This window comes from Ignavibacteria bacterium (assembly GCA_016873775.1).
In the GTDB taxonomy this organism is placed as follows: Bacteria; Bacteroidota; Ignavibacteria; order UBA10030; family F1-140-MAGs086; genus JAGXRH01.
The window spans coordinates 1-26,787 of the sequence record VGWC01000002.1; the positions used below are offsets into that span (position 1 = coordinate 1).

Here is a 26,787-nt window from a genome sequence, read left to right on the forward strand (position 1 = left end):
AATTTTTCTTTCGTGTAAATTCGTGCAATTGGTGGCAGAAAAATTTATTTCAACAAAATCATCTTCTTCGTTTCAGAAAACTTTCCCGATTGCAACCTATAAAAATACATCCCGCTCGAAAGTTTGCTTGCATCAAATTCTATTTCGTGTTCGCCTGCTTGGAGTTCTTCATTGTTGAGTAACGTTGTTACTTCTCTTCCAAGAATGTCGAAAACTTTCAATGTTGTTTGTAGGGGCAATTCATGAATTGCCCCTACGGGAATTTCAAATCGTATTGTTGTTGTCGGATTAAACGGGTTGGGATAGTTTTGTAACAACAGAAAATCTGAAGGTAATTTTTCTTGTTCTTCGGGAACAAAGGTAATTCCTCCGTTCGTCGTTTTCATTACAACACCATTATCTCCGGCAATCCATCCAACTAAACTATCATTGAAGTACATCGAATGAATAGCCGCAAACGTTCCCAACGAACTTGTTCCCCATGAATTTCCACCGTTAGTTGTTTTATAGAAAATTCCGTTATCACCCGCAACAAAACCCAATGTTGCATTGAGAAAAAATACTGCTCGCAACCGTTGATTTCCTTTCCCAATATTTTGCGGTTCATACCAAACAGTTCCACCGTTTTCCGTTTTCAACACTTTCCCATTGTCGCCAACTGCATACACAATTTTCGTATCAATAACGGAAACAGCATATAAATGTATTCCTGAACGAATCGCTTGCACAATCCACGAACTACCGTTGTTCGATGTTTTCAAAATCATCATCGAATCGCCCACAGCAAAAGCAAACGGCGACAACGGTTGCGGCGAAAATTTTACATTTCGCAAACGCAATTTTGTTCCGGAACTTACCGAACTCCAAACTGCGCCTCCATCCGTTGTTTTATATACTGTTCCACTATCGCCAACAATAATTCCATCAAACATTGAAGTAAAAGAAATTCCGTTGAAGTTTTTGAACGTAGTAATCGTTGTATCCGGAAACCACGTCATACCGTCATCTGTTGTTTTTCTTACAATGCCCGAATCGCCGCAAATCCATCCGCGACGCGATGGTGAATTAACAAATGCAACACTGTTAAAACTCTTCGTGAACGTTCCGCCATATTGAACATCAAAAGAATTTCCTCCCGATTGTGTTCGATGAATCAAGCCGTTTGCTCCAACAATCCATCCTGTTTGCGGCGACACAAAAACAATGCTCCGTACATTACTTTGCGTTCCTTTGAGTTGCGAATTCCACAATGTTCCGCCATCAGAAGTATAAAGGATTGTACCGTTTTCACCAACACACCATCCACGCAATCTGCTCGCAAAAACAATTCCACGCAGGTAATAATTCGACTGTGTTGAAACAGTTGTCCACGAACTTCCATCAGTAGTTTTTAAAATTTTTCCTGAATCGCCGGAAATCCACACAAGAATTGAATCATACGTGTATATACTGAATAACTTTGTACTAACATTCGATGCTTGTTCCAGCCACGAACTACCGCCATTCGTAGTTTTATAAATTGCACCTCCATCGCCAACAACATAACCGCGTTTGTTTGTCGCAAGTGCAACAGAATAAAATGTTCCCGCAAAACTTGGGGGAGTTTCTTTTGTCCAAGTTCTTCCGTTGTTGGTTGTTCGTAATATTCTTTTAAAGCCAACAGCAATACCGGTTTTTTTGTCAGAAAGAAATTGTAACGCATATAAATTTTCCACAACATCGGAAGTGAGCATATTCCATAGCATTCCTTGATTTGTTGTTTTTAAAATCAACCCTGAATCGCCAACAACGTATCCCGTATCTGCATCTACAAACCAAACTCCGCGCAATCGTTTTGTCGTCGGAAGAGAAACAGTATTCCATGTTGCACCTTGATTCAACGTCTTCAGCAATTTCCCATTTTCACCTACGGCAAATCCGCTGGAAGTACTGATAAACATCAAGTCGTTCAATGTTTCGGAAATTCCGTTTGTTAAGGAAATTGCTTGCCAATTACTGCCGCCGTTGATGGAACGAAGTGTTGTGCCAAATTCTCCAACAGCAAGAACGCGCATAGAATCCACTGCATATACGGCAGAAATATGATTCGCTTGAGGAAGAGGATTTTGCCACGTCCACGTTTGTACTTGCGATAGCGCATTGAAACTACCACAGAAAAAACATATTGCTCCGAAAACTAATGTTCGTACAAAAATAGAACTATTCATAAACAATCTCCCGATGTGTTATATTTCGATTGGTACTAATTGTAAAATTTTCTCCAATGCTTCGATGAATTTTTCGTTTTGTTCTTCGGTTCCAACGGTTACGCGAAAACAGTTCGGCAAGAAAAACGCTTTCAACGGACGCACAATAATTCCTCTGCGAAGCAACTGTTCATACAACACCGTTACTTTCATTTCGCTTTCACATTCAATCATCAAAAAATTTGCATACGACGGAATACATTTGAATCCCATCGCTGTTAACGATGCATATAAAAATTGCATTCCTTTTCGATTCATTTCCAACGATTGTTCCATAAACTCTTTGTCTCGTACTGCACCTATTCCCGCAGCAATAGCAAGGGTGCTTGGCTCGAACGGTAATTTCACTTTCAACAAATTGGAAATCAATTCATCGTGTGCAAAACCGTATCCGATGCGTGCTCCGGCAAGTCCATAACATTTTGAAAACGTGCGAAGTGTTATCACATTATCGTAACGATAATGCATAGAATCGGGATATTCGGAAAACTCTTGCGCATATTCAAAATATGCTTCATCATAAATTATTAATACGCGAATGGGAACGTATTTCATAAATTCATCAAATTCTTCTTTGGAAAAAATCGCTCCCGTAGGATTGTTGGGATTCGTGAGATAAATGATTTTCGTATGCTCGTTTATTTGTTTTGCGATTGCTTTCAAATCAAAATGATAGTTGTTGTACGGAACGTATGTTGTTTTCACTCCCCGCGATTGAGCAAGTACACGAAATCCGATAAACGGCGCTTGTGTCGTAAGCATTTCATCATCGTCGCAGAGAAATGTGCGAATGATGTTTGCCATAATACTTTCTGAACCGTTTCCGATGATAACGTTTGCCATTCGTACGTGAAATTTTTCTGCAAGAATTTCGCGCAATTGTATTCCGCCATCAGGATAGAGATATACATCATTCATCGCTTTTATCATTTCTTCTCTTGCAAGCGGCGATGGTCCAAGCGGATTTTCATTTGATGCAAGTTTGATAACGTTGGAAAGACCAAATTCTCGCTGAAATTCTGAAATCGGTTTTCCGGATTTATACGGTTCTAATTCTGCGATGTATGATGGAACAAGCGGCACAGTTTCTCCTGTTTTTTTGACGGCAAAAGATAGGAATTTACATTGGGAATCCAAAGCAAATGCAACTCCATAACGTATGAAAGACAAACCTGTATTTTTTCATTCAGCATTTGTGGTGCTGTTTCACAAGAGTTGTTGGTATTTCATCACGACCATTGATTGTCGGGGAAAAATTTCTCTTTGTATTCTCTATTTCCAATTTATCAACGCTTCCGAGGCATTACCGAATTGTCAATCAATTTCTTTCACAATCATTGTTTTTTTATTTTACACCGCGTTTCTCTATGGCGAAATCAATTACACAACCACAATCAATTTCTCCTCTCGATACTTCAGTTCAATTTCTGAAATCCATTGGACCTGCGCGAGCAAAATTATTGGAAAAAGAATTTGGCATTACAACCGTCCGCAATTTTCTTTTTTATTTTCCGTATCGTCATATTGACCGTTCGACGACAATTCACGTTAAAGATTTATTTCAGTGGAATTATTCCGAACCCAAAAGTGTAACGCTCGTCGGAACAGTAGAAGATTTTTATTCCTCGCATAAAACTCATCCTAATCCGAATAAAATTGTTCCTTTCAATCTCATCATTGCAGACGAAACTGGAAGATTTGTGTTCACATTTTTTCGTCCGCAAAAAACAATAAAACAATACTGGATGAATCGTTTCACGCGCGGAGAATCAATTGCGCTTTCTGCTACATTTGAAAAACGCAACAACCAACTCAAATACACCAACGTTGAATACGATAAACTCACCGAAGAAGGAATGCAATATCACACGGGAGGAATTGTGCCGCTGTATTCATCTACCGAAGTATTGCGCGATGCGGGATTGTGGAGTTCGACATTTCGCGTTATTATGCATTCGACGTTACCGAAATACATCGAACATATCGAAGAATTTTTCCCAGAACAATTCTTGCAAAGGAATAATTTATTTTCACTGCGCAATGCAATTCAGGAATATCATTTTCCAACGTCGCTTACGAACGTTGATAAAGCAAGAAAGCGTTTGGCGTTTGAAGAATTATTTTTCTTTCAACTGCTTCTTGCTTTTCGAAAAATACATCTTGATACAATTACAAACGGAATTTCATTTCACGTTGCAAAAGGAGGATTACCACGGAAACTTTTGGATGCACTTCCGTTCCACCTCACCAATTCGCAAGAAACTGTTTTGAAAGAAATTATTCATGATATGCAATCGAACAAACCGATGAACCGCTTATTACAAGGCGACGTGGGAAGCGGAAAAACCATTGTCGCGGTACTTGCTATGGTAGTTGCAATTGAAAACGGTTATCAATGCGCGCTAATGTCGCCAACGGAAATTCTTGCAGAGCAGCATTTCAGAACATTGAAAAATTTTCTTTCATCGCTTGAAATCAATATCGAATTACTTGTCGGAAACCAAAGAACAAAATTGCGGAAGGAAATTTTATCCAACATTGAAAGCGGAAAAACTAACATCGTTGTAGGAACGCACGCATTGATTCAAGAAAAAGTTACGTTCAACAAACTTGGTTTCATCGTGATTGACGAGCAACATCGTTTCGGCGTAATGCAAAGAACAGCAATGCGAGAAAAAGCAAACGGAATTGAACCCGATGTTTTGATAATGACAGCAACGCCAATTCCGCGAACGCTTTCGATGACACTCTACGGCGATATGGACGTTTCAACCATTACCGAACTTCCGAGCAACAGAAAACCAATCATAACGAAAATTGTATCGAAAGAAAAGTCGAAGAAATTGAAAGAATTCCTTTTCAAAAAAATAAATGAAGGAAGACAATTATATATCGTATATCCGTTGATTGAAGAATCAGAAAAATTGGATTTGAAAGCCGCACTCGATGGATTTGAAATTTTACGAACACAAACATTTCCGCACTTGAAAGAACGCATTGGAATAGTTCACGGAAAATTATCGAGCGAAGAAAAAGATGATACAATGAAAAAGTTTCTTGCGCACGAATTGGACATTCTCGTTTCAACAACCGTGATTGAAGTTGGTATTGATGTCCCGAATGCAACTGGAATGGTCATTGTGAATGCAGAACGATTCGGACTTTCGCAACTTCATCAACTTCGCGGAAGAGTTGGAAGAGGAAGCGAACAATCGTTTTGTTTTTTGCAAACAAATGATGAAAACAATATACGTTTGAAAACAATTGCGAAAACAACCAATGGATTTCACATTGCAGAAGAAGATTTGCAACAACGCGGGCCCGGAGATTATTTCGGAACACGGCAAAGCGGAATCCCGGAATTTCACCATGTGAACTTTGGGGAAGATAAAGAACTTTTTTCCGCGGCACGAACAGAAGCATTTCACATTGCAGAAACCGATGCACAACTTCGACTTCCGCAACATCAAAAAATAAAAAATGAATTTGAAAAAAAATACAACGAGAGAATGAACATTGCAAGTAGTTAGAGCCGAAGAAAGATATTATGCTAAAGAATATTTTTCAAAACGATTTCCCGCGCATGCTTCAATACTTACTTCAACACTTTTTTTCTCAATGTTTCTTTTCTCATTTTTATCCCGAAAAATTTTTCTGTTATGCTACTCATTATTCCTGTTATAGAAATCAAAAACGGAAAATGCGCTCATATTGTGCAAGGAGGAATGGAACAACCGTTTCTTGATGACCCCGTTGAAATGGCGAGAATGTGGCGAAAAGAAAATGCAAAGTGTCTCCATATCACCGATATTGATGGCGCTCGCATCGGAAAAATAGTGAACACGCACGTTATTTCCGAAATTGTTCGTTCCGTAGATATCCCCATCGAACTTACCGGAGGAATTAGAAATTTTGAAGAAGTGAACAAAGCGTTTTCGCTTGGTGTTGCACGCGTTATTATCGGAACAATGACGATTGAAAAACCCGAAGATGCTATTCGCTCGTTGCAAACTTATGGACCAAGTACGGTAATTCTTGGTCTCGATTCACGGAACGGATTTGTAAAAACATACGGGGAAATTTCGGATACGGGATTACTTTCGGCTTCCGTCGCGCTGAATGCAAAACAGATGGGATTCACACGAGTTGTGTACAAAGATGTATTGCAATATGGAAAAATGATTGCTCCAAACTTCGGCGCTATTGAAACGCTGGCAAAACAATTACAAATGCAATCACAAGGAGTAAAAATGCGTATCACCATTGCCGGCGGAATCTCCAGTCTCAAAGATGTGCTTACGCTTCAAGGATACGAACCGCTTGGCATTGATTCCGTCATCATCGGACGTGCGTTGTACGAAAATTTGTTTTCTTGCCAACATTTATGGAGAATGAGTGAAGCGGGAAATTTTCCTTACACGGCAAAAATCTAATCAATGAATAACGAACTAACTAACTAACTAACTAACCAACAAACCAACAAACGAAATTGAAATTCACTGTTGTCGGACATATTTGCAAAGATTTTATTCATCCCAAGAAAAACGGAAAAGCAGAAAATATTGAACCGTTATGGGGAGGAATTTTCTTTGCCGTAGCAACGCTTGCCAACATCACTTCTTCCGATGATAAAATCTTTCCTGTTTTTCCTATTGGAGAAGACGATTATGACGCAATCATTGAGCGATTAAAACATTACCCCAATGTTGATACCGACGGTATTTACAAAATCAAAGGAGAAACGAATTCCGTCCACTTACTGTATTCAACAGCACAAACTCGCAGTGAATGCTCCAAAAATATTGCTCCTTCTATTCCATTGAAAAAAATTCAACCGTATCTGAAAACGGATGGACTCTTGCTCAATATGGTTTCGGGTTTTGATATTTCGTTGGAAACATTATACAATATCCGACTTGCTATCCGCGAACAAGACGTTATTTCACACATTGATTTACACAGCCTAACGCTCGGTATCAATGATGATTTTACACGCTTTCGAACACCGCTTATCGAATGGCGGCAATGGGCATTCATGATGAATACCGTACAGATGAATCAGGAAGAAGCAAAAAGTTTAACCGTAGAACGATACAGCGAAGAAATGCTCGCGAAACAATTGCTCTCCGTAGAAGTTCAACAGTGTATCATTACCAAAGGCGCAAAAGGTGTTTCGTTGTTTGTAGCAGAAGAACACAAACATATTTCACAACATACAATTCCTCCGGCTGAAAAAATAAAAACCATAGACGCAACCGGTTGCGGCGATGTTTTTTCTGCCGCGTTTTTATATCAATTTGTCAAATCGAAAAACCCGGTTGCATCCGCCGAATTCGCAAACCTCATTGCCGCAATCAATACGCAATACATCGGTTCTAGCGAAATTGATACCATTACAAATGCACAATTAGAAACAGAACATACACCCTTATGAACATCGCACTGATTGGCTACGGAAAAATGGGAAAAGAAATTGAATCGTTGTCAAAAGAACGCGGAACAGTTATCAAAAAAATTTTTACTCGAGAAAATAATAGCGCGGGAAAATCCCTGAACAAACAATCCTTAAAAGATATTGACCTCTGTTTCGAATTTTCTGCTCCCGACGAAGCGTATTACAATATTGAAGCGTTGATTGCGGCTAAAAAAAATATTGTGTGCGGAACAACAGGATGGTTTGACAAAATTTCTTCCGTAAAAAAACTCGTAGAAGAACATCAGATCGGTTTTGTGTATTCTTCGAACTTCTCTCTGGGAATGAATATTTTTATTAGCACAGTTGAGCGCGCCGCTTCGCTTCTCAACCGTTTCAACGAATACGATGTAAGCATTCACGAAACACATCATGTTCGCAAACCGGATTCGCCTAGCGGAACAGCGTTTGCGCTCGCATCACTTCTTCTCCAAAATTTTCCACGCAAAACAGAAATCATCACGGAAACGGCTCACCAACAATTGCAACCGCATCAACTGCACGTTTCTTCAACTCGCATCGGAAACGTCGTTGGACAACATACCGTCTTGTTTGATTCCGAAGTGGATTCGCTCGAATTAATTCACACAGCAAAAAATCGGCGCGGATTTGCATTAGGTGCAATTATCGCTGCCGAATGGCTGTATTACACTCAACAGAAAGGATTTTTTACGATGAAGGACGTTCTCGGATGAAACAGCAAACAATCTTATTCCGTGGCACTGGAACCGCACTCATTACTCCATTCACGAAAAAAAATACCATTGACGAACGCGCACTTCGCCGACTTATTGATTACCAAATCGAAGGTGGCGTGGAAGCGATTCTCCCTATCGGAACAACAGGCGAAAGTGCAACTCTTACCGAAGTGGAAATGCGTAAAGTTGTCGAAATTGTTGTTGCTCACAATAACAAACGAAAAATTGTTATTGCTGGTACCGGAACAAATTCGACAATGAAAACGCTTGCACTCTCCAAAAAAGCGCGCGACATCGGCGTTGATGGTTTATTGATAGTCGGTCCCTACTACAACAAACCGACGCAAGAAGGATTTTATCAGCATTATGCGAATATTGCCGAACATATTGAACTTCCCATCATTATCTATAACGTGCCATCGCGAACAGGTTCCAACATCACCGCCGAAACTACGTTGAAACTTGCTGAAACGTTTCCCAACATCGTTGGCATAAAAGAAGCGTCGGGAAATTTCGAACAAATTATGGAAATCCTTCGCAATCGTCCGAAACAATTTGCATTGTATTCCGGTGATGATGCCGTAACGCTTCCGATGATTGCACTCGGAGGCGATGGCGTTGTTTCCGTTATTGCCAATCAAGCCCCGAAAATGTTTTCCGAAATGGTACGTTTGTGTTTGCAAGAAAAATTCCGCTATGCCTCCGCTCTGCATTATCAACTGCTTCCCTTAATGAATTTCAATTTTATTGAATCCAATCCTATCCCCGTAAAAACTTCTCTTGCAATGATGGGTCTTATTGAAGAGAATTTCCGTTTGCCGCTCATTCAACTGAGCAGTAGAAATCGTCCGAAACTGGAAGAAATACTGAAAAATTTGAAGTTGATTTCTTAAAGAGGGCTTTGCAAAACCATAAAATGGAAACTGTCATTGCGAGCGAAGCAATCTCTTCGAAATGACGCACTTTATACATTTTGCGAAGACTTCTAATACTGAAGTAGAGCATTCACCCGAAAGCAATCAATTGCTCGATTTCACAAATTTTAAAGATGCAGAATTGATACAGTATCGTAATCCTGTAGGTTTGGGTCCGTCGTCGAAAACATGTCCCAAATGAGCATCGCAGCGATTGCAAAGAATTTCTATGCGACTCATTCCGTACATATTGTCTGTTTGCTCTTTGATGTTTTCTTTGGCAACGGGAGAAAAGAAACTTGGCCATCCGCTTCCGGATTCAAATTTTGTTTCGGAAGAAAACAGCGGGAGTTCGCAGCAAACGCAGGAGTACACTCCTTGTTCGTGATTATTCCAATACGTTCCTGTAAATGCTCGTTCGGTTCCTTTTTTCCGTGTTATGCAAAATTGTTCGTTCGATAATTGCGCTTCCCATTCGTCATCTGTTTTTATGATTTTTTTGTGCATAGTTGTTGAATCATTTTGTCGAAAATTGCTTTTCGTTGATTGTGGAGGTACGTTGTTGGATTTGTTTTCCGTACAGGAATAAAAAACATTGCAAAGGAAAAGAGCAACTGTTATGAAAGAGGATGTCATTGTGTTATTTCAGCAAGATAATCTTTGTTGATAGAGATGATGATGGCGTTTGGAAATAAACAATATACAAACCGCTTGCAATAAACGTTCTCGCAAACGGAACTTCATACGTTCCCGCATCCATCCATTGGTTTTCCAATAGCGTTGCAACGACTTTTCCCGAAATATCGAAGATACGCAGTGAAATATGCGCTGGTTCTGTTTGCAGAAAACGAATGTTGGTTGAAGCGTTGAAAGGATTGGGATACGATGAAATCAAACGAAACGAAGGTAACGAGTTTTCTTCTTCAGAAACTGCATTCGGTTCGTACGCCGTAAGAACAACATTTTCTCCGAAATTCCACTCGTCTTCCGTAGGAATACCGTTGAGATTGACACTGTTCGCAACCGCATACAATGTATCGGCGCCCGGAATGAATGGCGCGGTATAAGAAAAATTCCATCGTATCAAACCGGTTTCGGAAGGACGAAGCGGCGCGGTGCAGGTAAGTTCACTATCCAACACAACGAGAAACGTATCCAAAGAAGAAAGCGAACCGCGCAAAACTGCAACATTCATTCCCGCCGCGGAATCGGGACCGCCATAAACAGTGAGCGTATAATTTGCCGTTTCTCCGAGTGCAACCGAATCGGGTCCTGCAATCGTTATGTTGACATTGGGTGAGTGAAATTCATTATGGCAAACACAGCCAACACCGTTCTTTCGGGTAAGACCGACTTGCCTGCACGTTTTTTTTATGTCGTTGAATCCAAGAAAGAACATTCCAACAAGACATACAACGAGAAAAAAGGCATACTTCGAGAACATTATGGTGTAAAGATTTATTTTGAGAAAATAAAAGAAGAAAAATGTTGTTCGCAAAAATTTCCGAAGAAGTATTTCTCCTACGCGAAACTCATTTCTTTGTTTCGGTGTTTTTTTACCGTTCTATTTTTAGGTATTTTTTCCCCGCTTTAAAACTGTATGAAACAACGTGAAACCCTGACAGAACCCAAGGGAACTATCCTTTGGGTTGACGACGAAATCGAACTCCTTCGCCCGCATATTCTCTTCTTAGAAGATAAAGCGTACGACGTAGAAACGGCATCCAACGGCGATGATGCACTGGAACTTGTTCGCCATCAACTTTTTGACATTATTCTGCTTGACGAAATGATGCCTGGAATGGGCGGCTTAAAAGTGCTGGCAGAAATCAAATCTCTTCGTCCCGGAATTCCTGTTGTTATGGTTACAAAAAACGAAGCGGAAAGTTTGATGGAAGAAGCCATTGGGGACAAGATTTCAGATTACTTAACGAAGCCGGTTAATCCTTCGCAAGTGCTGTTGACAATTAAAAAAATCCTCGAAGGAAAGAAAATAACTTCCGAGCATTTGCAAAGCGATTACGTCCGCGAGTTTAACCGTATTTCTGCATCGTTATCTACGGGATTGCTCGCGAATGAATGGCTCGAACTTTATACAAAACTTACTCGATGGGCAATAGATTTTGACGAACATCCGGAACTGGGATTGCGACAAACGCTGAATGACCAGTTTCGTGAAGCAAATATGGAGTTTGGAAAATGTATTGATAGAAATTACACAAAGTGGGTTTCATCAACTCCTGATAAACGTCCAACGTTTTCGACGGACATCGTGGATAAATATCTCATTCCGGAACTGCAAAAAGATAAATCTGTTTTTTTTTTCGTAATAGATTGTATGCGTCTTGACCAATGGTTTGTGTTTGAGGAAATTCTTCGTGAATATTTTACTGTAAAACGCGATGCGTATTTTTCTATCCTACCAACGGCAACTCCTTATTCCCGCAACGCTATTTTCAGCGGCTCGTTTCCCGACGAAATTGAAAAACGGTATCCGGAAATTTGGGCAAAATGGGAAGATGATGAAAACAGTTTGAATAAATTTGAGAAAGAAATGCTCGACAAATTACTGGAGCGAAGAAAGATTGCAATGAAGCCCGAACAAAAATACATCAAAATTCTCGATGGGGGTTACGGCAGAGGTATTGAACAAAATATTCTTTCGTACACTGCAAACCGTTTGACTTCAGTTGTTGTTAATTTTGTTGATATGCTCGCACACGGACGTTCCGATTCTCCGCTGTTGAAGGAAATTGCCCCTGATGAATCGGCTTATCGCTTGCTTACAAAAACCTGGTTTCTCTATTCTTCGTTATTCGGAATGTTGAAATCGCTTGCGGAACAAAAAAATGTTTCCATCATCATTACCACCGACCACGGAAGCATTCGTTGTTTGCGAAGCGCAAAAGTCATTGGCGATAAAGAAGCCGCATCAAATCTGCGATATAAATACGGACGCAATTTAAAATGCGACGAGAAGAATTGCATCTTTATCAAAAATCCAACGGATTACCGATTACCAAAACGCGGTGCCGCAATCAATTATATTATCGCAAAAGAAGATTATTACTTTGTGTACCCGACAGATTTTCATCATTACGTTACACAGTATCGCGATACGTTTCAACACGGCGGCGTTTCGCTCGAAGAAATGATTCTTCCGATTGCAACATTAGAACCGAAGTAATGAACAGTTCCGGCGACCCTTTCTTACCATCCACATTCGTTTCTCGTTCGGAAACAGATACAATAGATTTAGGAAAAACATTCGCACGCCAATTGCGTTCAAACGATATTGTTGCCCTGTTCGGAAATTTAGGAAGCGGAAAAACGCGATTTGTGCAAGGAATTTGTAACGCGTTGAACGTTGAACACAATATTTCCAGTCCAACGTTTACTCTTATCAACGAATACAAAAGCGACAAAGGAAAAATATTTCATTTCGATTTTTACCGTATCCATTCCGTTGATGAAATATTGCAACTGGGATTTTATGAATATCTGGAATCCGACGGAATCTGCATCATTGAATGGGCAGAACGCACAAAAGAATTTCTTCCTGCAGTTCGATATGATGTGTATTTTGAGTTCGGAGAAAATGAAAACGAAAGAATGATTTGCATAGAAAAATTCCTGAACGATGAGTATCCTCGGAATTGAAACAGCAACGGAAACTTGCGGAGTTGCACTTATGCGCGAGGGCATACTGCTCGACGAATTTTCACGAGAAGAAAAACATATTCACGCCGAACAACTTGTTCCAATGGTAGAGCAATTGCTCAAAAAAAATAATACAGAACTCGCATCACTTGATGGTGTCGCAATTTCCATTGGACCGGGCTCATTTACCGGTTTACGTATCGGATTAAGCGTTGCAAAAGGATTAGCGGAATCCGTCAATCTTCCGCTCGTTGCTGTTCCAACATTGACATCCGTTGCATTTGCTTTGAAAAATACGTTACACGCAAGCGAACAAACAATGGTATCTGTTTTGGAAATACAGCGAAATGAATTTGCCGTTGCATCATTTTCTTCGAAAAGATTTTTTGAGCATCATTCCGAAGTAATTTCTGTTTTGCAACATACGGATTCAACAGCAGCGATAGAACAATACTTTATGCAACGTAGCGAACAGTTATTACTCTGCGGTCCTGCATCGGAAAAAATATTTCGAGTGTTGCAGAACTATCATTCGCTCCAGGAAAAAATTTTTCTTGCAGGAAACGCATTTCGAAAATGTAACGCACGTTTTGTTGCATTCCTCGGAGCGCAACTTTTGCAACAGAATGATATTGCAGACATTCCATCGTTACAACCATTGTACGGAAAAGATTTTGTTGCAAAACAATCGACAATTTTTGCAAGAATAACAAGGAACAACAGTAACTAACTATACATTACTCTTATCAATTATTTATTGAACAATGTCCTGGTTTCGACGAAATAAAGAAAACATCTTAACAGAATCTACTGAACGCAATGAAACACCCGAAGGCGTGTGGACAAAATGCGAACGATGCGATGAAATTATTCACCGCAAACAACTGGAACAAAATTATTTCACGTGTCAGAAATGTGAGTACCATTTTCGTATAACGAGTTCAGAATATATTTCATTTTTTCTTGACGAACATTCGTTCAAAGAAATGGACAGAAAAATTCGTTCTGCCGACCCGTTGAAGTTTGAAGATACAAAACCTTATCGTACGCGTTTGCAGGCAACAATGAAGGCGACCAATCTCTACGATGCAATCAAAACAGGAACTGGAACAATTGAAAAAATTCCTCTCGTTGTCGGTTGTATGGATTTTTCTTTCATCGGAGGAAGTATGGGTTCTGTTGTCGGTGAAAAAGTCGCGCGCGCCGTTGACCAATCAAAACGAAAAAAACTTCCACTCGTTCTTATTTCTTCAAGCGGCGGCGCACGAATGATGGAAGCCGCGCTTTCGTTAATGCAACTTGCAAAAACCTGCGGAAAACTTTCGCAACTCCACGAACTCCATATTCCTTTCATTTCCATTCTCACTGACCCAACAACCGGAGGAGTTACTGCAAGTTTTTCGATGATGGGCGATATCAATATCGGAGAACCCGGTGCGCTTATTGGATTTGCAGGTCCGCGCGTTATCAAACAAACCATCGGAAAAGATTTACCCGAAGGATTTCAACGAAGCGAGTTTTTACTTGAACACGGATTTCTTGACCTCGTCGTACATCGCAGAGATATGAAAAAAACCGTTGCGACATTGTTGAGAATGATAATGTAGTGAAATTTGAAATTGGGATTTGAGTTTTCAGATTTTCATTTGTACCTTCTCCGCAAAATTTATTGTAGAAAAATCAACGAAGGAAATTTACTATGAGGCAATTACATTTAACTATAATTGCAATTTCAATAATAGCAATAATTACAATTCAATTTGCTTGCAAAGAAAAACCAACCGAAACTACTCAACTCGAAACAACAATATGAAAATCATTTCTTCAATTTCCGAAATGCAATCGCTTTCTGGATCGTTACGATTGAAAGAAAAGAAAATTGCTGTTGTTCCGACGATGGGCTCATTACACGAAGGTCATCTTTCGCTTATTCGCATCGCAAAACAAAACGCTGATATCGTTATCGCAACAATTTTCGTCAATCCCGTGCAATTCTCACCAAACGAAGATTTCAATAAATATCCGCGAAACATTGAACGAGATATTGCATTGATTCAAAAGGAAAATGCTGACGTTGTGTTCACTCCTTCACTTGAGGAAATCTATCCAAAGAATTTTGAAACGTATGTAACAACAGAAAAATCAAGCACCGTTCTCGAAGGAAAGTTTCGTCCGACACATTTCAAAGGTGTTACGACAATAGTTGCAAAACTTTTCAATATTACGAAACCGCACGTCGCAATCTTCGGACAAAAAGATGCACAGCAAGTTTTCATTATTCAAAAAATGATACGCGATTTGAATTTCGATATTCACATCGTTGTTGCGCCGATTGTTCGGGAACACGATGGACTTGCAATGAGTTCGCGCAATGTGTATTTGAATGTACAAGAACGAAATGATGCGACTGTTGTTTTTCAATCTCTTCAGTATGCGGAACAATTAATTACAAACGGTGAATTCAATACTTTTTCTATAAAAAACGCAATGAAGAAAATGATTTCTTCAAAACGAACAGTAACAGAAATTGATTACATTTCGATTGCAAACGCAGAAACGCTGGATGAACTCGACATGATTCTTCTAAATAGTAAAACACTCATTTCACTCGCCGTTCGACTTGAGAATACTCGGCTCATTGATAATATTGTTATTGGGAATTAGTCATTTGTCATTCGTAACTTTACTAATGACAAATTACCAATGACGAATGACATGTATATTCAGGAACTAAATTACGATTCTAAATAAACTTGAAACTCGAAACTCAGAACTCAAAACTTTGTGTAGCAATTCTCGCTGCGGGAAAAGGCAAGCGAATGTTGAATCCCGATAAAGCGAAAGTGATGTTCGAACTTAACGGCAAACCAATGCTGGGTTACGTTGTTGAAACCGCGCAACAACTTTCTCCGCAAAAAATTATTCTTATTGTCGGTTGGCAAAAAGATTCAGTGATTGAATATGTTTCTTCCATTCGAAAAGAAATAATTTTTGTTGAACAGAAAGAGCAACTTGGAACGGGACATGCAATAATGCAAATTGAAAAAGCGCTGAATAATTTTGATGGAAACGTTCTCGTGCTTTCCGGCGATGTTCCTTTGCTTTCTATTTCCACATTGCAAATACTGCTTCAAACGCATATAAGAACAAATGCGATTGCAACAATTCTCGCTGCACAAATTGAAAATCCATTTGGTTACGGAAGAATAATTCACAATGAAAACGGAAGCGTGCAAAAAATTGTAGAAGAAAAAGACGCGAACAATGAAGAAAAAAAAGTGAACGAAATAAATTCCGGAATTTATCTTTTCAATAAAGAATACTTGTTTGATGCTTTGAAAGAAATTACTCCGAATAATTCACAGCAAGAATATTATCTCACCGATGTGTTTCATTATTTTTGGAAACACAATTTGAAAGTTGCTGCAGTGAGAGCAAATAATCCGAAAGAAATTCTGGGCGTAAATAACGTTGACGATTTGAAACAACTCGAACTATTGATGCGGGGATAATTTTTATGGACAAACAACACGCTCAAAATACGTGGACGATTCTTTCACTAATGAATTGGGCAACGAAATATCTGCAAGAACGCAATTTTGAAAATCCACGTTTGAATGTTGAACTTCTTCTCTCCCATTCTCTTCAACTTTCCCGCGTTCAACTTTATACGTGTTTTGAAAAACCGCTTTCGAAAGATGAACTCGCACAGTTTAAACAACTTTTTCAAAAACGATTACAACACGAACCGCTTCAATACATTCTCGGCGAAACGGAATTTTTTGGATTGAAATTTTTCACTGATGCGCGCGCGTTCATTCCTCGTCCCGAAACGGAAATTCTTATTGAAGAAGTAATAAACTTTTGCAAAGTATTTTCAGAAAACGAGCAGATAAATATTCTCGATATCGGAACGGGAAGCGGAAATATTTCAATCTCACTTGCTAAACATATTTCTAATGCAAGAATTACTTCGATAGATATAAGTAAAGATGCTATTGATATTGCAACAGAAAATGCTAAGCGAAATGCAGTAGAAAACAACATTGAATTTATCCTTGATGACATTTTTAATCTGCAATCGAAAATCGACAAACATACGTTTAACATTCTCGTTTCCAATCCACCGTACATTTCAAAAAACGAATTTGAAACATTACAACCGGAAATACAACTCTTCGAACCAAGAATTGCAACAACTGATGAAACTGATGGACTATCTTTCTACAAACGAATTGCAGAACTTGAAGGCGTATGTTTGAGCAAGCACGGATTGATTGCGGTTGAAATTGCATACAATCAATGTGCGCAAGTAAAAAATATTTTTACTCATACCGGATACAAAAACATTTCTACAAGAACAGATTACAACGGAATCGAACGAGTGGTGATTTGCAACAACTGATAACAATTATTACAAACTCTATTATCCACGAGCGTAATCTTTTCTTTGTATATTTTCTCCGAAAATTTTTCGATGGAATTACGCAGTTCACAAATCGCAGTTTATTTTTTTGCAATCGGATTAGTGCTTTGGCTTGGAGGAATCATCATTCGTGGAGTTATTAGCAACGAACTTCTTCAAGCGGGAACTCTTGAATTCAAGCCGAACATCAATCCAAGCGCAGAGCGAACAATATATTCCCTCATCGCAAACGCAACTACTGTCGTTCTGCTGGGATATATCGTAACGTGGATTTCCGGAATTATTTTCTTACTCACAACAACACTTTCACCCAAAGAACATGGGTGGCTAATGATGTCTGCAATTTTTCTGTACTTTTTTACTCCCGTAGAAATTTATACGTTCTACCTCGATATTCAAATGATGATGATGAATTTTTATGGTTCCAATGATTTAACAGAATACCGAAAACTGCTGATTCACCGGCTTGGTGCGCTTTCAGGAGTGCCGTTTATTGCACTTCTCTGTTACTTTACATTGCTTGGTTGCATCGTGTTTCAGCCGTTGCGAAAACACATTTCCGCTGAAGAATAATTTCCTTTTCATTGTACCTCTATGACACCCGAAGAATTCCTTACTGAATTACAATCGCTCGCAAAACAATTGCAAATCACCGTTCGTTTTGAAAAAGGAGATTTTACCGGAGGATATTGCATTATCAAACAACAACGAACAATTCTTGCAAATAAAAAACTTCCGTTACAAAAAAAACTCAACGTTCTCGCACAAGGATTATCGGAAATCGGACTCGAAGAAATTTACTTAAAACCGTTACTTCGAGAATTTATTGACGACGAAGTTGCAAAAGCGAAAAAGAATTTCCAATGATACGCGCAATCATTTTTGATTTGGATAATACGCTTGTAGATTTTATGGCAATGAAGCGCATTGCTGTTGATGCCGCAATTACCGCAATGATTGATGCAGGACTTACTCTCTCACGCGAAGAAATTCTTGAAAAAATCAATCTCATCTACAATGAAAAAGGAATGGAATATCAACACGTTTTTGACACACTTCTATACGAACAATTTCAAAAAGTGGATTACAAAATTCTTTCCGCAGGAATTATTGCCTATCGAAAAGCGCGAGAAGCATCACTTGTTCCGTATCCTCACATAACATCAACGCTGTTCGAATTATTAAAACAACAACTCAAACTCGCGGTAGTTTCCGACGCGCCGAAACGTGAGGCGTGGCTGCGACTTTCATACTTAAATTTTGCACACGTTTTTGATTTCGTCATAACGTTCGAAGACACAGGCGAACGAAAACCCAATCCTGGTCCTTTTTTGAAAGCGTTAGAACTTCTCAACGTAAACGCAAACGAAGCAATAATGGTTGGAGATTGGGCGGAACGCGATATGGTAGGCGCCGCAAACGTTGGAATGAAAACGGTCTTTGCGCGCTACGGTGACGCGTTCGGAACAGTTGAAGCCCAAGCGGATTATGAGATAACTGATATTCGGCAGTTGCTCGATATTATTGAAAAAGAAAATGCACTTTCTTTCGGCAATGATTGATGGTATTGGCGTTGACGTTCTTGATTTGAAACGTTTGGAGCGCATATTGAAACAATGGGGAAATATTTTTCACGAAAAAATTCTGACGGAAAAAGAAATTGCGTATTGTCTATCGAAGCAAAATTCCGCACAGCACATTGCCGCACGATTTGCCGCGAAAGAAGCAATTGCAAAATCATTCTCTTTCGGATGGCGAGGCGTTTTTCGTTGGAAAGATATTGAAATCATCAACGATGAATCGGGAAAACCTCACGTATTCCTTGCTAACAAATTGCAGAATCTCTTAGCAGATAGAAAAATTCATCTCTCTCTTTCACATTCCGAGACAACCGTCATTGCATTTGCAGTAATTGAGAAATGAAAAAGTTGAACGATGTGAATACATTCTTGGTGGTTATTCTGCATTTCAAATGAAACACATTTTATTGATTCTCAAAAAAAATAATTTCTATACTTTCACGTAATTTTTTGAATTCAGTATTTTATGAAAGATAATATTCTATATCGTATGGGCTTGTTCGCTTAACTATATCAGTGGTAGTTATTCCGAATCACATTGTGTTCTATGAATAGTTCAATTTAAATTTCTTAAAAAGTCTTTCAGCAATATGAAACTCCTGAATATTTTCGTACAACATCCCAACACCCAACCGGGAATTTCTTGTAAAGACATTTCTGAAATGAGATAGACTGGTTTCCCAAAATATTTTGCAAGCGTAAGTTCACCTTTTGTTCCCGCACCTTTTGCTGCGCTTTCATCCCAATAGCAAATTACATAATCACTTCGCTTTACAATTTCCTCGCAATCAATTTCAACAAGTTCACGAACAATTTCCGTATAACGTTCGATGTTGTCAAATTTCAGTTTGCGGAAATCTACGTTGTTGTATTTTGTTGCAAACAGTTCTTTGCTTTTTTCTGTCGGATTGAAAACTTCGTGATGTAATTCTTGTTCGAGAAATCGTTGCAGTTCTTCTCGCCAATCGCCACCATCGTTAGTAGCGTATTCCATTCCGCCGGAGAGATACACATTCATAGTTGTTTGTTATTCGTTAATAGTAATTTGTTATTTGATGTTTCTATTTTCTAACCGCAGAGTTCACAAAGTTTATCGCAAAGTCCACGAAGTAAAATTTTTATCTCTGCGAAACTTTGCGCCAAACTCTGCGTTACTTCGCGGTTAAATACACACATTGAATACTTTCAATTAACTATTAACTAATAACAGATAACTTTATTCATTCGTCACAGAAATAAATTCTCTCTCAATCGTATGAACAATTTCCTTCAATGTTTCAATATCGAAAGAAATATCTCTATCCTTATCAACGAATGGAATGCCAAGCCCGTTACGAATCATTTCGAAAAAGTTTTTCGTTCCTTCACCAAGTTGCGCTTTCGGATTTTGTCGCAAACGAAAATCAATCGCTTGACACGAGCAGAGAATTTCAATCGCAATAATGTATTCAACATTGGAAACAACTTCTGCCGCGTGGCGTGCAGCAATTGTTCCCATCGAGTTGTGGTCTTCCTGATTCGCAGAAGTCGGAATTGAATCACCGCTTGCGGGATGAATGAGAACTTTGTTTTCGGAAACGAGGGAAGCAGCAGTATATTGCGCAATCATCAAACCGGATTGAACGCCGCCATCAACACACAGAAACGCAGGTAAACCGTTATTATGATTTTTGTCGAGAAGTTTTGCAATGCGACGTTCGGAAATATTTCCAAGTTCGGCAATTGCAAGTTTTAAGAAATCTAATGCAAGTGCGAGCGGTTGTCCGTGAAAATTTCCTGCGCTGACAACTTCATTTTCATCAGCAAAAATATGCGGATTATCGGTAACGGAATTAAGTTCGATTTCGATGATTGCTTGCACATACGAAAGCGCATCGAACGTTGCTCCGTGAACTTGAGGAATACATCGCAGCGAATACGAGTCTTGAATTTTATCGTTCGTGTCGTCATCAACGCAATCGAGCAATGAACTTCCGCTTGTAAATTCCCGAATCATATTCGCAACAAATTGCTGTCCAACATACGGACGAAGTTTTTGCACATTTGACTGAAACGGAGAACTCTTTCCTTTCAATGCTTCAAGCGATAACGATGCAGCGACGTTTGCTAACTTAAAAAGATTTTTTGCATCGCCAAGTGCAAGCGTTCCGACTGCGAGCATTGCTTGTGTTCCATTCAACAACGCAAGCCCTTCTTTCGCTTGAAGTATGAGCGGCGGAATTTTCATTTGCTCCAACGCTTCTTTTCCCGTTACAACTTCGCCATATTCACCGATTGCAGCCCAACCTTCGCCAATCATTACCGAAGCGATATGCGAAAGCGGAGCCAAATCTCCACTAGAACCAACAGAACCTTTCGACGGGACAACGGGATGAACTTGTTTATTCAACATTGCGAGCAGCATTTCGACAACTTCAACACGTACACCGGAATATCCCGCCGCAAGCGCATTCGCTCGAAGCAATATCATCGCGCGTACAACTTCATCGGGAAATGGTTCGCCAACTCCCGCGCAATGACTCAACACAAGATTCCGCTGTAATTCCTCAACTTGATTTTGTTGCAAACGAACATTTTGAAATGCGCCGAACCCCGTCGTAACTCCATACACGCTTTTATTTTGCTTCACTGCATCTTCAATCCATTTTCGAGAAGCAAGCATTTTCTTTTTTGCAGATGGAGAAAGCGTTACTTCCTGAAAATTTCTTGCAACGGAGAAAATATTTTCGATGGTGAGTGATGTGCCGGTGAGTTCGAGTGGAGACATAGTTGTTGTTTGTTAACGGTTATTAGTTCATTGATGTAATACAAGAAATATTTTTTTTAGAAAATAGAATACAGATGTCACGGATTTTGCTAATGTTCACTGATTCCTTTATCTTCGAATAATCTGTTGTATCAGCGTCATCCGTGTTCTATTTCTTACTTTAACATAACTTCAGTCAGTTCAAATGAATTAACGGTACTACAATTAACTGATAACATATAACAATTAACATAATAACGATTTTGCTTTTATTTCAACAATGATTGAATTGAAGAAAGAAGTTGAGGACGAGAAACAACAACTTGCGCTTGCTTTGTCGCTTTGATGTATTCTTCTTTGTTCGATGCATCAACATTTTTTCCAGCTCGTAAATCTTTTAACGTAACTTCGTTCTTTTCAAATTCGTTTGAGCCGATAATAACGGCAAGCGGAATTTGCATTTTGTTGGCGTATTGCAATTGCTTCCCCAATCCTTTTTCTTCTCCGAGATAAAGTTCCGTGTTAATACCGGCGCTGCGTAATTCACGGGTAAGTTGTTGGTAATCGAGCATTTTATCTTTTTCCATCACTGTTACAAGCACATGCGCAGTGGAAGAAACAGTTTCAAGTCGCTCAAGTTTTTGTAACGCGGCAAGCAATCTATCAATTCCTGTTGATGCGCCAACTGCGGGAATATTTTTCCCGAGAAATCGCTGCACTAAATCGTCATAGCGTCCTCCTCCAAAAACAGAACCAAATTCCGGTGCATCGAGTAATATTGCTTCAAACACAGGTCCGGTGTAATAATCTAATCCGCGAGCAAGAGAAAAATCAATCGTAATTTTTTCGTCGGAAAGTTTGAGCGCATCGAGAGAAGAACATATTTCTTTTAACTCGTTGATTCCTTCTTGTGCAGAAGATACATTGGTAAAGAGACGTTCAATGTTAACAAGCGATTCGTTTCTTGTCGCGTTTGGTAAATCAAGGAACTGTTTTATTTTTGTAACGCTCTCATCATTTAGTCCAAGTCCACGAATGGTATCGCCCGACACATCAACTCTTCCTTCCGTTAATTCCAATGCAACTTCATCGAAACTAATTTTATCGAGTTTATCAAGAATACGAAAAACATTTTTTCCTAATCCCTGAGGTACGTTCGCAAAATCTAAAAGTGCATTGAGTATTTTTCTATTGCTGAATCGCAGACGAAATCGCTCAATTCCCAAAGCAGAGAGAACATCGTACATCCCGCAAAGTATTTCAGTATCTGCCGCCATTGAAGAACTTCCAACTGTATCTAAATCAAATTGAATGAATTCTCGAAATCTTCCCGGGTCAGGTTTATCTGCTCTCCAAACTGGTGCAACATGATAGCGACGAAATGGTTTCGGTAATTCGGAATATTGAGATACTACGCGAGCGAGTGGGACAGTTAAATCGAATCGTAATGCAATGTCTTCTCCCTCTGGGATTTTTGAACGGAAAATATTTTTAGATGTATCACCGTGCCCAACCAATGTTTCAACATATTCTAACGCCGGTGTATCAAGGGGAACAAATCCATATCGCTCAAAAACTGTTCGCACGGTTTCGATAATTTTTCTTCGTGCGATAACTGTTTCGGGAAGATAATCGCGCATTCCTTTAACAGTGCGAGGTTCGATTATTTTATTTTGGTTTTCGTTCGACATAAAATAGAATTTTACATTTGACATTTTATATTTTAGATTGAAACAAAATTGTAAAATGTTCAATATAAAATGTAAAAAAAAATGTCGGTTTCGAACTCACCTAGAGACGACAACTGACACTTGAAAGTACTGATGACTGGATTCGAACCGGTGACCCTCAGATCCACAATCTGATGCTCTAACCAACTGAGCTACATCAGCATTTAAAAAAAATTTTCGGGAAAAATATAGCAAATCTCTACCGAACAAGAAACGCCAATAAAACCGTTGTTACGATTGCATATTGCAACGAAGTCGAAATCTTTCCATAATTATTTTTTCCCCAATGCCAACCGAATGCGAGAACATACATTGCCGCGATAAGTGCAAAAGACAACACAAAACATTCAACACAACCAAGTGTTTTACCGTATTGGTGAATCATACTCCAATGTATCATTACCGAACCATACACAACCCAAAGGTGAACGACGTACACTAATAACGATTCTTGTCCGAATATTTTCATTGCAGAAACAATTGATGAGAAATTTTTACGAATTACAATAATGTGACTTTGCAATGCTGATTCAATTTTTTGTTCGTACATCCACCACCCGCAGAAAAACAAAACAACAAAGCCAAGCCGCATAAAAAAGAACTCCGGGCTTGCTTTCCAAAAATTGTGGTTCGGATAAATATCAAAGGGAAGCATTTCAATGAGAAGTGAAAGTATAATTCCACTCACTGCGAGCAACGAAATATTTTTTATGAATTGCTGCTCACGATTATTCTCTTTCGCATTCATAAACATTGCGCCGATAATTGTTCCACTCATCAAAAATGCAGACCAAGGAAAAAGTGGAAATTGTGATTTTACATTCATCGTCAAATACGGACGAATCCACATAGGGGAATTACTATAATCCAATTCACGAATTATCGGACTACTAAAAATAATGAGAAGTGCAATTATTCCGGCAACAAAAAAATAAATTTTCTTATTACGAATAATTGCAACAAGAAATGCAAGAAATATCAACGTCAATGAAATCGCTTGTAAAACATCTGCCTGATAAAACGAAGAAAGAATTTTTTCGTCGTGTAATTCCGTCATCATTCTCAATGAAAACAATGGAAGGTGCAACGCATAACCGACACAAAAAATAAAAAGCAATCGCGCATTATATCTCCAAAATGTTGAACCGAGCGAAATGAACCTGTCCCATTTTTTATGTATCGCAATAGCCAACGATAATCCGGCGCAAAATAAAAACGACGGCGCGACAAATCCATTGCAGAACGTCAGTACTTTGTACGAAAACTCATCCCGCAAAACAGGAAGTAGCAACGCATTGACTACGTGTGTTTCAATCATAAAAAACACCGCGCAACCTCGAAATATATCTATGAAATGAAAGCGAGAAGCCGATGGAGAATGATTCATTGTTTTTTGTTAGATGAAAAGAATAGCAACTTAAATTCCAAATTCAAAACTCAAATATCAAATAAATTTCAAATTTCGAAACGGGAAATATTATCCGTTCATTAAATCAAATACCAGAATTTAAAATTTGAGTTTTGAATTTTATTTGACATTTGGAATTTGTCCTTTGAAATTTTCTCACGCTTTTCCCCTCTTCCCTTGCTCTTCCACCGTAAAAATCCACGCGGCAAGTTTTCCTGGCTCAATTGAATTGAAATCGTTCCAATAACTTTTTCTACGGAAGTACCGAGAACTTGTTTCTTCTACAGAAATTTTTTCGGCTTCGGCAATTATTATGTTCATTCGCGATTTCCATTTTTCCATATTCGCTACACGCAAATCAACCCAACCATCGCGCGACCACGTTGCAATTTTTTCGGAAGAAATTTTCAATTCATTCTCGCCAAGAAACGCAGGAATTTTTATTTCCTTTCCACGCAACAATGTTTTTCCATCGGGCATTAAAATAGGAATGCCGACAGAAATAATTTGCGAGCGTAGTGATTTGTTCTTTGCAATTTCATTCGATAATTGTTTTGAAAGTATGTTCGCATTCGCTTTCATCACTGATCTCATTGACAAAAAACATTTCTTTAACAAATATGCTTCAAACAATAGTTTTGAAAGTCGCGGCGGACCAAGAATTTCAAACGCTATACTCTCAACGTTGTGTTTCTTTTCCAACTCTTCCAATTTTTGAATTGCACTGTTCCACATAAATCCCGCGCGATACGTTGGGTCAAGCACAGCATTATCGAGCGCGTTCACAATATCGTGTCCTGTGTTTCCGCCTTTTATTTCCATCACAACAGCATCGGCTATTTCTTCCGGCGTAACATATTCCATTTGCCCCGCAGTGGAAATTGCTTCGAATTCATTTTTAGAAAACAATCCGTTCTCTCCCGTATCAATGAATACCGATTTCATCGGCTGATTCAATTCAATACCGATTTTTTCATCGCGAATTTTTATTATCTCTTTCAGTTGAAATCCATTCTTCGGCGGACAATCAACAAGTGAAATTACTTTACCGCGTTTTTTTATTTCTCCGTACGAAATTTTTTTCCACGCAATCGCCGCCGTCGGTTTTATCTCTTTGATAATCGGAGCATCAGGAGTTCTTCCCATCAAAAACAACAACATCGTATGCGCGCCGGCAACAGAAGATTTTGAAAGCAACACGCGCGACGGACGTTCTTCGCTATGCGTGTACGGGATGTTGAGCCCCATTCCTCCTGTTCCACTCGTTCCGATTTTCACATAAATTTTTGTTTGCAGAAGTTGCATCGAACGATATAATAATTGCACGTGGCGAATAAGTTGCGGCGTGTATTGTGTGCAGAGCAATCGTTCGATTTTTTCTTTTACGTTTCCGTTTTGTTTATCCAACGCTTGCAACACATCGCGCGAACTTTGAAAAATATCTTGATACGCAATTCCCGTTGCAGAGTTCACGCAATCAACAACAATCGACGGTTTGAATTTTTTCAGAAGTTGATACACCGATGATTGCTCCAGAACCGTTGAAGTCATTTCATTGAGAATATCGTCAATCAACGTTCTGCGATATTTTTCGTTGGAAAGAATTTCTTCGCGCGGCAAATCTTTGAATGCATTGCGCACAAAAATATTTCCCCACCACGATTGAAACATTTCTTTTTTCAACTTCGGATATTCTTTGCGAAGTTGCGTAACTGCATCATCCGTTTCTTCTTTTTTCAGCGAAGTGATGATAACTTTTTTCGGTTGCTCTTCAAGAATACGATGACAAACTGCGGAGCCAACCAATCCCCAGCCGCCAATTACTAATACTGTTTGACCTTTGATGTTCATTTTATTTTACATTTTAGATTTCACATTGAACATTTATTGTTACATCTCTCATTTA

General features: G+C 39.1%; 25 protein-coding genes and 1 tRNA gene. 16 read left to right on the plus strand and 10 right to left on the minus strand.

Going from position 1 to position 26,787, the window contains the following annotated elements; genetic code table 11:
- Nucleotides 1-44: 44 nt before the first annotated feature.
- Both FJ218_00295 and FJ218_00300 read right to left on the minus strand, forming a co-directional pair.
- Nucleotides 45-2,207: a T9SS type A sorting domain-containing protein gene (locus FJ218_00295; GenBank protein ID MBM4165363.1), complete on the minus strand. Its 2,163-nt coding sequence runs from the start codon at nt 2,205-2,207 to the stop codon at nt 45-47.
- 18 nt (nt 2,208-2,225) lie between these two features.
- Nucleotides 2,226-3,329: a histidinol-phosphate transaminase gene (locus FJ218_00300; GenBank protein ID MBM4165364.1), complete on the minus strand. Its 1,104-nt coding sequence runs from the start codon at nt 3,327-3,329 to the stop codon at nt 2,226-2,228.
- Nucleotides 3,330-3,613: 284 nt separating this feature from the next.
- On the opposite strand from FJ218_00300, the gene recG reads away from it, so the two are divergent.
- The 5 genes from recG (at nt 3,614) to FJ218_00325 (ending at nt 9,310) form a co-directional block, all read left to right on the plus strand.
- A complete protein-coding gene (gene recG / locus FJ218_00305) occupies nt 3,614-5,776 on the plus strand; it encodes an ATP-dependent DNA helicase RecG (GenBank protein ID MBM4165365.1) in 2,163 nt (720 codons plus the stop codon).
- Nucleotides 5,777-5,905: 129 nt separating this feature from the next.
- Nucleotides 5,906-6,679, plus strand: a complete 774-nt coding sequence (locus FJ218_00310) for a 1-(5-phosphoribosyl)-5-[(5-phosphoribosylamino)methylideneamino] imidazole-4-carboxamide isomerase (protein MBM4165366.1) — start codon at nt 5,906-5,908, stop codon at nt 6,677-6,679.
- Nucleotides 6,680-6,735: 56 nt separating this feature from the next.
- Nucleotides 6,736-7,680, plus strand: a complete 945-nt coding sequence (locus FJ218_00315; GenBank protein ID MBM4165367.1) for a carbohydrate kinase family protein — start codon at nt 6,736-6,738, stop codon at nt 7,678-7,680.
- Complete coding sequence (gene dapB / locus FJ218_00320) at nt 7,677-8,414, plus strand: 4-hydroxy-tetrahydrodipicolinate reductase (protein MBM4165368.1); 738 nt, start codon at nt 7,677-7,679, stop codon at nt 8,412-8,414. The genes FJ218_00315 and dapB overlap by 4 nt, the downstream gene beginning before the upstream one ends.
- Nucleotides 8,411-9,310 (plus strand): 4-hydroxy-tetrahydrodipicolinate synthase, encoded by a 900-nt coding sequence (locus FJ218_00325; protein MBM4165369.1) that lies wholly within the window; start codon nt 8,411-8,413, stop codon nt 9,308-9,310. The genes dapB and FJ218_00325 overlap by 4 nt, the downstream gene beginning before the upstream one ends.
- A 126-nt stretch (nt 9,311-9,436) precedes the next feature.
- On the opposite strand, the gene msrB is transcribed toward FJ218_00325, so the two are convergent.
- A complete protein-coding gene (msrB, locus tag FJ218_00330) occupies nt 9,437-9,838 on the minus strand; it encodes a peptide-methionine (R)-S-oxide reductase MsrB (GenBank protein MBM4165370.1) in 402 nt (133 codons plus the stop codon).
- Nucleotides 9,839-9,971: 133 nt separating this feature from the next.
- Nucleotides 9,972-10,775: a T9SS type A sorting domain-containing protein gene (locus FJ218_00335; GenBank protein ID MBM4165371.1), complete on the minus strand. Its 804-nt coding sequence runs from the start codon at nt 10,773-10,775 to the stop codon at nt 9,972-9,974.
- A gap of 156 nt (nt 10,776-10,931) precedes the next feature.
- Between FJ218_00335 and FJ218_00340 the strand changes: the two genes are divergently transcribed.
- From FJ218_00340 to acpS, 11 genes are all read left to right on the plus strand, one after another.
- Complete coding sequence (locus tag FJ218_00340) at nt 10,932-12,518, plus strand: bifunctional response regulator/alkaline phosphatase family protein (GenBank protein MBM4165372.1); 1,587 nt, start codon at nt 10,932-10,934, stop codon at nt 12,516-12,518.
- Nucleotides 12,518-12,991 carry a tRNA (adenosine(37)-N6)-threonylcarbamoyltransferase complex ATPase subunit type 1 TsaE gene (gene tsaE / locus FJ218_00345; GenBank protein ID MBM4165373.1) on the plus strand — a complete coding sequence of 158 codons (474 nt, stop codon included), beginning with the start codon at nt 12,518-12,520 and terminating at the stop codon, nt 12,989-12,991. The genes FJ218_00340 and tsaE overlap by 1 nt, the downstream gene beginning before the upstream one ends.
- Complete coding sequence (gene tsaB / locus FJ218_00350) at nt 12,972-13,721, plus strand: tRNA (adenosine(37)-N6)-threonylcarbamoyltransferase complex dimerization subunit type 1 TsaB (GenBank protein ID MBM4165374.1); 750 nt, start codon at nt 12,972-12,974, stop codon at nt 13,719-13,721. The genes tsaE and tsaB overlap by 20 nt, the downstream gene beginning before the upstream one ends.
- A 34-nt stretch (nt 13,722-13,755) precedes the next feature.
- Nucleotides 13,756-14,598: an acetyl-CoA carboxylase carboxyltransferase subunit beta gene (locus FJ218_00355; protein ID MBM4165375.1), complete on the plus strand. Its 843-nt coding sequence runs from the start codon at nt 13,756-13,758 to the stop codon at nt 14,596-14,598.
- Nucleotides 14,599-14,800: 202 nt separating this feature from the next.
- Nucleotides 14,801-15,655, plus strand: coding sequence for a pantoate--beta-alanine ligase (locus tag FJ218_00360; protein ID MBM4165376.1), 855 nt, complete (start codon nt 14,801-14,803; stop codon nt 15,653-15,655).
- A gap of 155 nt (nt 15,656-15,810) precedes the next feature.
- A complete protein-coding gene (locus tag FJ218_00365) occupies nt 15,811-16,503 on the plus strand; it encodes a UDP-N-acetylglucosamine pyrophosphorylase (GenBank protein MBM4165377.1) in 693 nt (230 codons plus the stop codon).
- A gap of 5 nt (nt 16,504-16,508) precedes the next feature.
- Nucleotides 16,509-17,396, plus strand: a complete 888-nt coding sequence (prmC, locus tag FJ218_00370) for a peptide chain release factor N(5)-glutamine methyltransferase (protein ID MBM4165378.1) — start codon at nt 16,509-16,511, stop codon at nt 17,394-17,396.
- Nucleotides 17,397-17,468: 72 nt separating this feature from the next.
- Nucleotides 17,469-17,990: a hypothetical protein gene (locus FJ218_00375; GenBank protein MBM4165379.1), complete on the plus strand. Its 522-nt coding sequence runs from the start codon at nt 17,469-17,471 to the stop codon at nt 17,988-17,990.
- A 21-nt stretch (nt 17,991-18,011) separates the two neighbouring features.
- The gene (locus FJ218_00380; protein MBM4165380.1) at nt 18,012-18,284 is read left to right on the plus strand and encodes a hypothetical protein; all 273 of its coding nucleotides are present in this window, start codon (nt 18,012-18,014) and stop codon (nt 18,282-18,284) included.
- Nucleotides 18,281-18,979, plus strand: a complete 699-nt coding sequence (locus FJ218_00385; protein MBM4165381.1) for a TIGR02253 family HAD-type hydrolase — start codon at nt 18,281-18,283, stop codon at nt 18,977-18,979. The genes FJ218_00380 and FJ218_00385 overlap by 4 nt, the downstream gene beginning before the upstream one ends.
- The gene (gene acpS / locus FJ218_00390; GenBank protein MBM4165382.1) at nt 18,954-19,340 is read left to right on the plus strand and encodes a holo-[acyl-carrier-protein] synthase; all 387 of its coding nucleotides are present in this window, start codon (nt 18,954-18,956) and stop codon (nt 19,338-19,340) included. Before FJ218_00385 ends, acpS begins: the two co-directional genes overlap by 26 nt.
- A 213-nt stretch (nt 19,341-19,553) precedes the next feature.
- Here acpS and FJ218_00395 read toward each other — a convergent pair whose 3' ends face one another.
- The 6 genes from FJ218_00395 to FJ218_00420 all read right to left on the minus strand — a co-directional run bounded on the left by FJ218_00395 (nt 19,554) and on the right by FJ218_00420 (nt 26,732).
- Nucleotides 19,554-20,015: a hypothetical protein gene (locus tag FJ218_00395; protein ID MBM4165383.1), complete on the minus strand. Its 462-nt coding sequence runs from the start codon at nt 20,013-20,015 to the stop codon at nt 19,554-19,556.
- 198 nt (nt 20,016-20,213) lie between these two features.
- Entirely contained in the window at nt 20,214-21,764 is a 1,551-nt protein-coding gene (hutH, locus tag FJ218_00400) for a histidine ammonia-lyase (protein MBM4165384.1), read from the minus strand.
- A gap of 248 nt (nt 21,765-22,012) precedes the next feature.
- The gene (gene hisS, locus FJ218_00405) at nt 22,013-23,458 is read right to left on the minus strand and encodes a histidine--tRNA ligase (protein ID MBM4165385.1); all 1,446 of its coding nucleotides are present in this window, start codon (nt 23,456-23,458) and stop codon (nt 22,013-22,015) included.
- A 103-nt stretch (nt 23,459-23,561) separates the two neighbouring features.
- Nucleotides 23,562-23,635, minus strand: a tRNA-His gene (locus FJ218_00410).
- Between the two features lie 37 nt (nt 23,636-23,672).
- Nucleotides 23,673-24,860: a DUF1624 domain-containing protein gene (locus FJ218_00415; GenBank protein ID MBM4165386.1), complete on the minus strand. Its 1,188-nt coding sequence runs from the start codon at nt 24,858-24,860 to the stop codon at nt 23,673-23,675.
- A 177-nt stretch (nt 24,861-25,037) separates the two neighbouring features.
- Complete coding sequence (locus tag FJ218_00420) at nt 25,038-26,732, minus strand: short-chain dehydrogenase (GenBank protein ID MBM4165387.1); 1,695 nt, start codon at nt 26,730-26,732, stop codon at nt 25,038-25,040.
- Nucleotides 26,733-26,787 lie beyond the last annotated feature (55 nt).

Coding starts and splice junctions, on each gene's coding strand:
- FJ218_00415 (MBM4165386.1), bottom strand. CDS start 24,860: ATGAATCATTCTCCATCGGCTTCTCGCTTTCATTTCATAGATATATTT.
- acpS (MBM4165382.1), top strand. CDS start 18,954: ATGCACTTTCTTTCGGCAATGATTGATGGTATTGGCGTTGACGTTCTT.
- FJ218_00365 (MBM4165377.1), top strand. CDS start 15,811: ATGTTGAATCCCGATAAAGCGAAAGTGATGTTCGAACTTAACGGCAAA.
- FJ218_00355 (MBM4165375.1), top strand. CDS start 13,756: ATGTCCTGGTTTCGACGAAATAAAGAAAACATCTTAACAGAATCTACT.
- FJ218_00380 (MBM4165380.1), top strand. CDS start 18,012: ATGACACCCGAAGAATTCCTTACTGAATTACAATCGCTCGCAAAACAA.
- prmC (MBM4165378.1), top strand. CDS start 16,509: ATGGACAAACAACACGCTCAAAATACGTGGACGATTCTTTCACTAATG.
- FJ218_00310 (MBM4165366.1), top strand. CDS start 5,906: ATGCTACTCATTATTCCTGTTATAGAAATCAAAAACGGAAAATGCGCT.
- FJ218_00325 (MBM4165369.1), top strand. CDS start 8,411: ATGAAACAGCAAACAATCTTATTCCGTGGCACTGGAACCGCACTCATT.
- tsaB (MBM4165374.1), top strand. CDS start 12,972: ATGAGTATCCTCGGAATTGAAACAGCAACGGAAACTTGCGGAGTTGCA.
- FJ218_00335 (MBM4165371.1), bottom strand. CDS start 10,775: ATGTTCTCGAAGTATGCCTTTTTTCTCGTTGTATGTCTTGTTGGAATG.
- tsaE (MBM4165373.1), top strand. CDS start 12,518: ATGAACAGTTCCGGCGACCCTTTCTTACCATCCACATTCGTTTCTCGT.
- FJ218_00360 (MBM4165376.1), top strand. CDS start 14,801: ATGAAAATCATTTCTTCAATTTCCGAAATGCAATCGCTTTCTGGATCG.
- FJ218_00420 (MBM4165387.1), bottom strand. CDS start 26,732: ATGAACATCAAAGGTCAAACAGTATTAGTAATTGGCGGCTGGGGATTG.
- msrB (MBM4165370.1), bottom strand. CDS start 9,838: ATGCACAAAAAAATCATAAAAACAGATGACGAATGGGAAGCGCAATTA.
- FJ218_00395 (MBM4165383.1), bottom strand. CDS start 20,015: ATGAATGTGTATCTCTCCGGCGGAATGGAATACGCTACTAACGATGGT.
- hisS (MBM4165385.1), bottom strand. CDS start 23,458: ATGTCAAATGTAAAATTCTATTTTATGTCGAACGAAAACCAAAATAAA.
- FJ218_00340 (MBM4165372.1), top strand. CDS start 10,932: ATGAAACAACGTGAAACCCTGACAGAACCCAAGGGAACTATCCTTTGG.
- dapB (MBM4165368.1), top strand. CDS start 7,677: ATGAACATCGCACTGATTGGCTACGGAAAAATGGGAAAAGAAATTGAA.
- hutH (MBM4165384.1), bottom strand. CDS start 21,764: ATGTCTCCACTCGAACTCACCGGCACATCACTCACCATCGAAAATATT.
- FJ218_00385 (MBM4165381.1), top strand. CDS start 18,281: ATGATACGCGCAATCATTTTTGATTTGGATAATACGCTTGTAGATTTT.
- recG (MBM4165365.1), top strand. CDS start 3,614: ATGGCGAAATCAATTACACAACCACAATCAATTTCTCCTCTCGATACT.
- FJ218_00375 (MBM4165379.1), top strand. CDS start 17,469: ATGGAATTACGCAGTTCACAAATCGCAGTTTATTTTTTTGCAATCGGA.
- FJ218_00295 (MBM4165363.1), bottom strand. CDS start 2,207: ATGAATAGTTCTATTTTTGTACGAACATTAGTTTTCGGAGCAATATGT.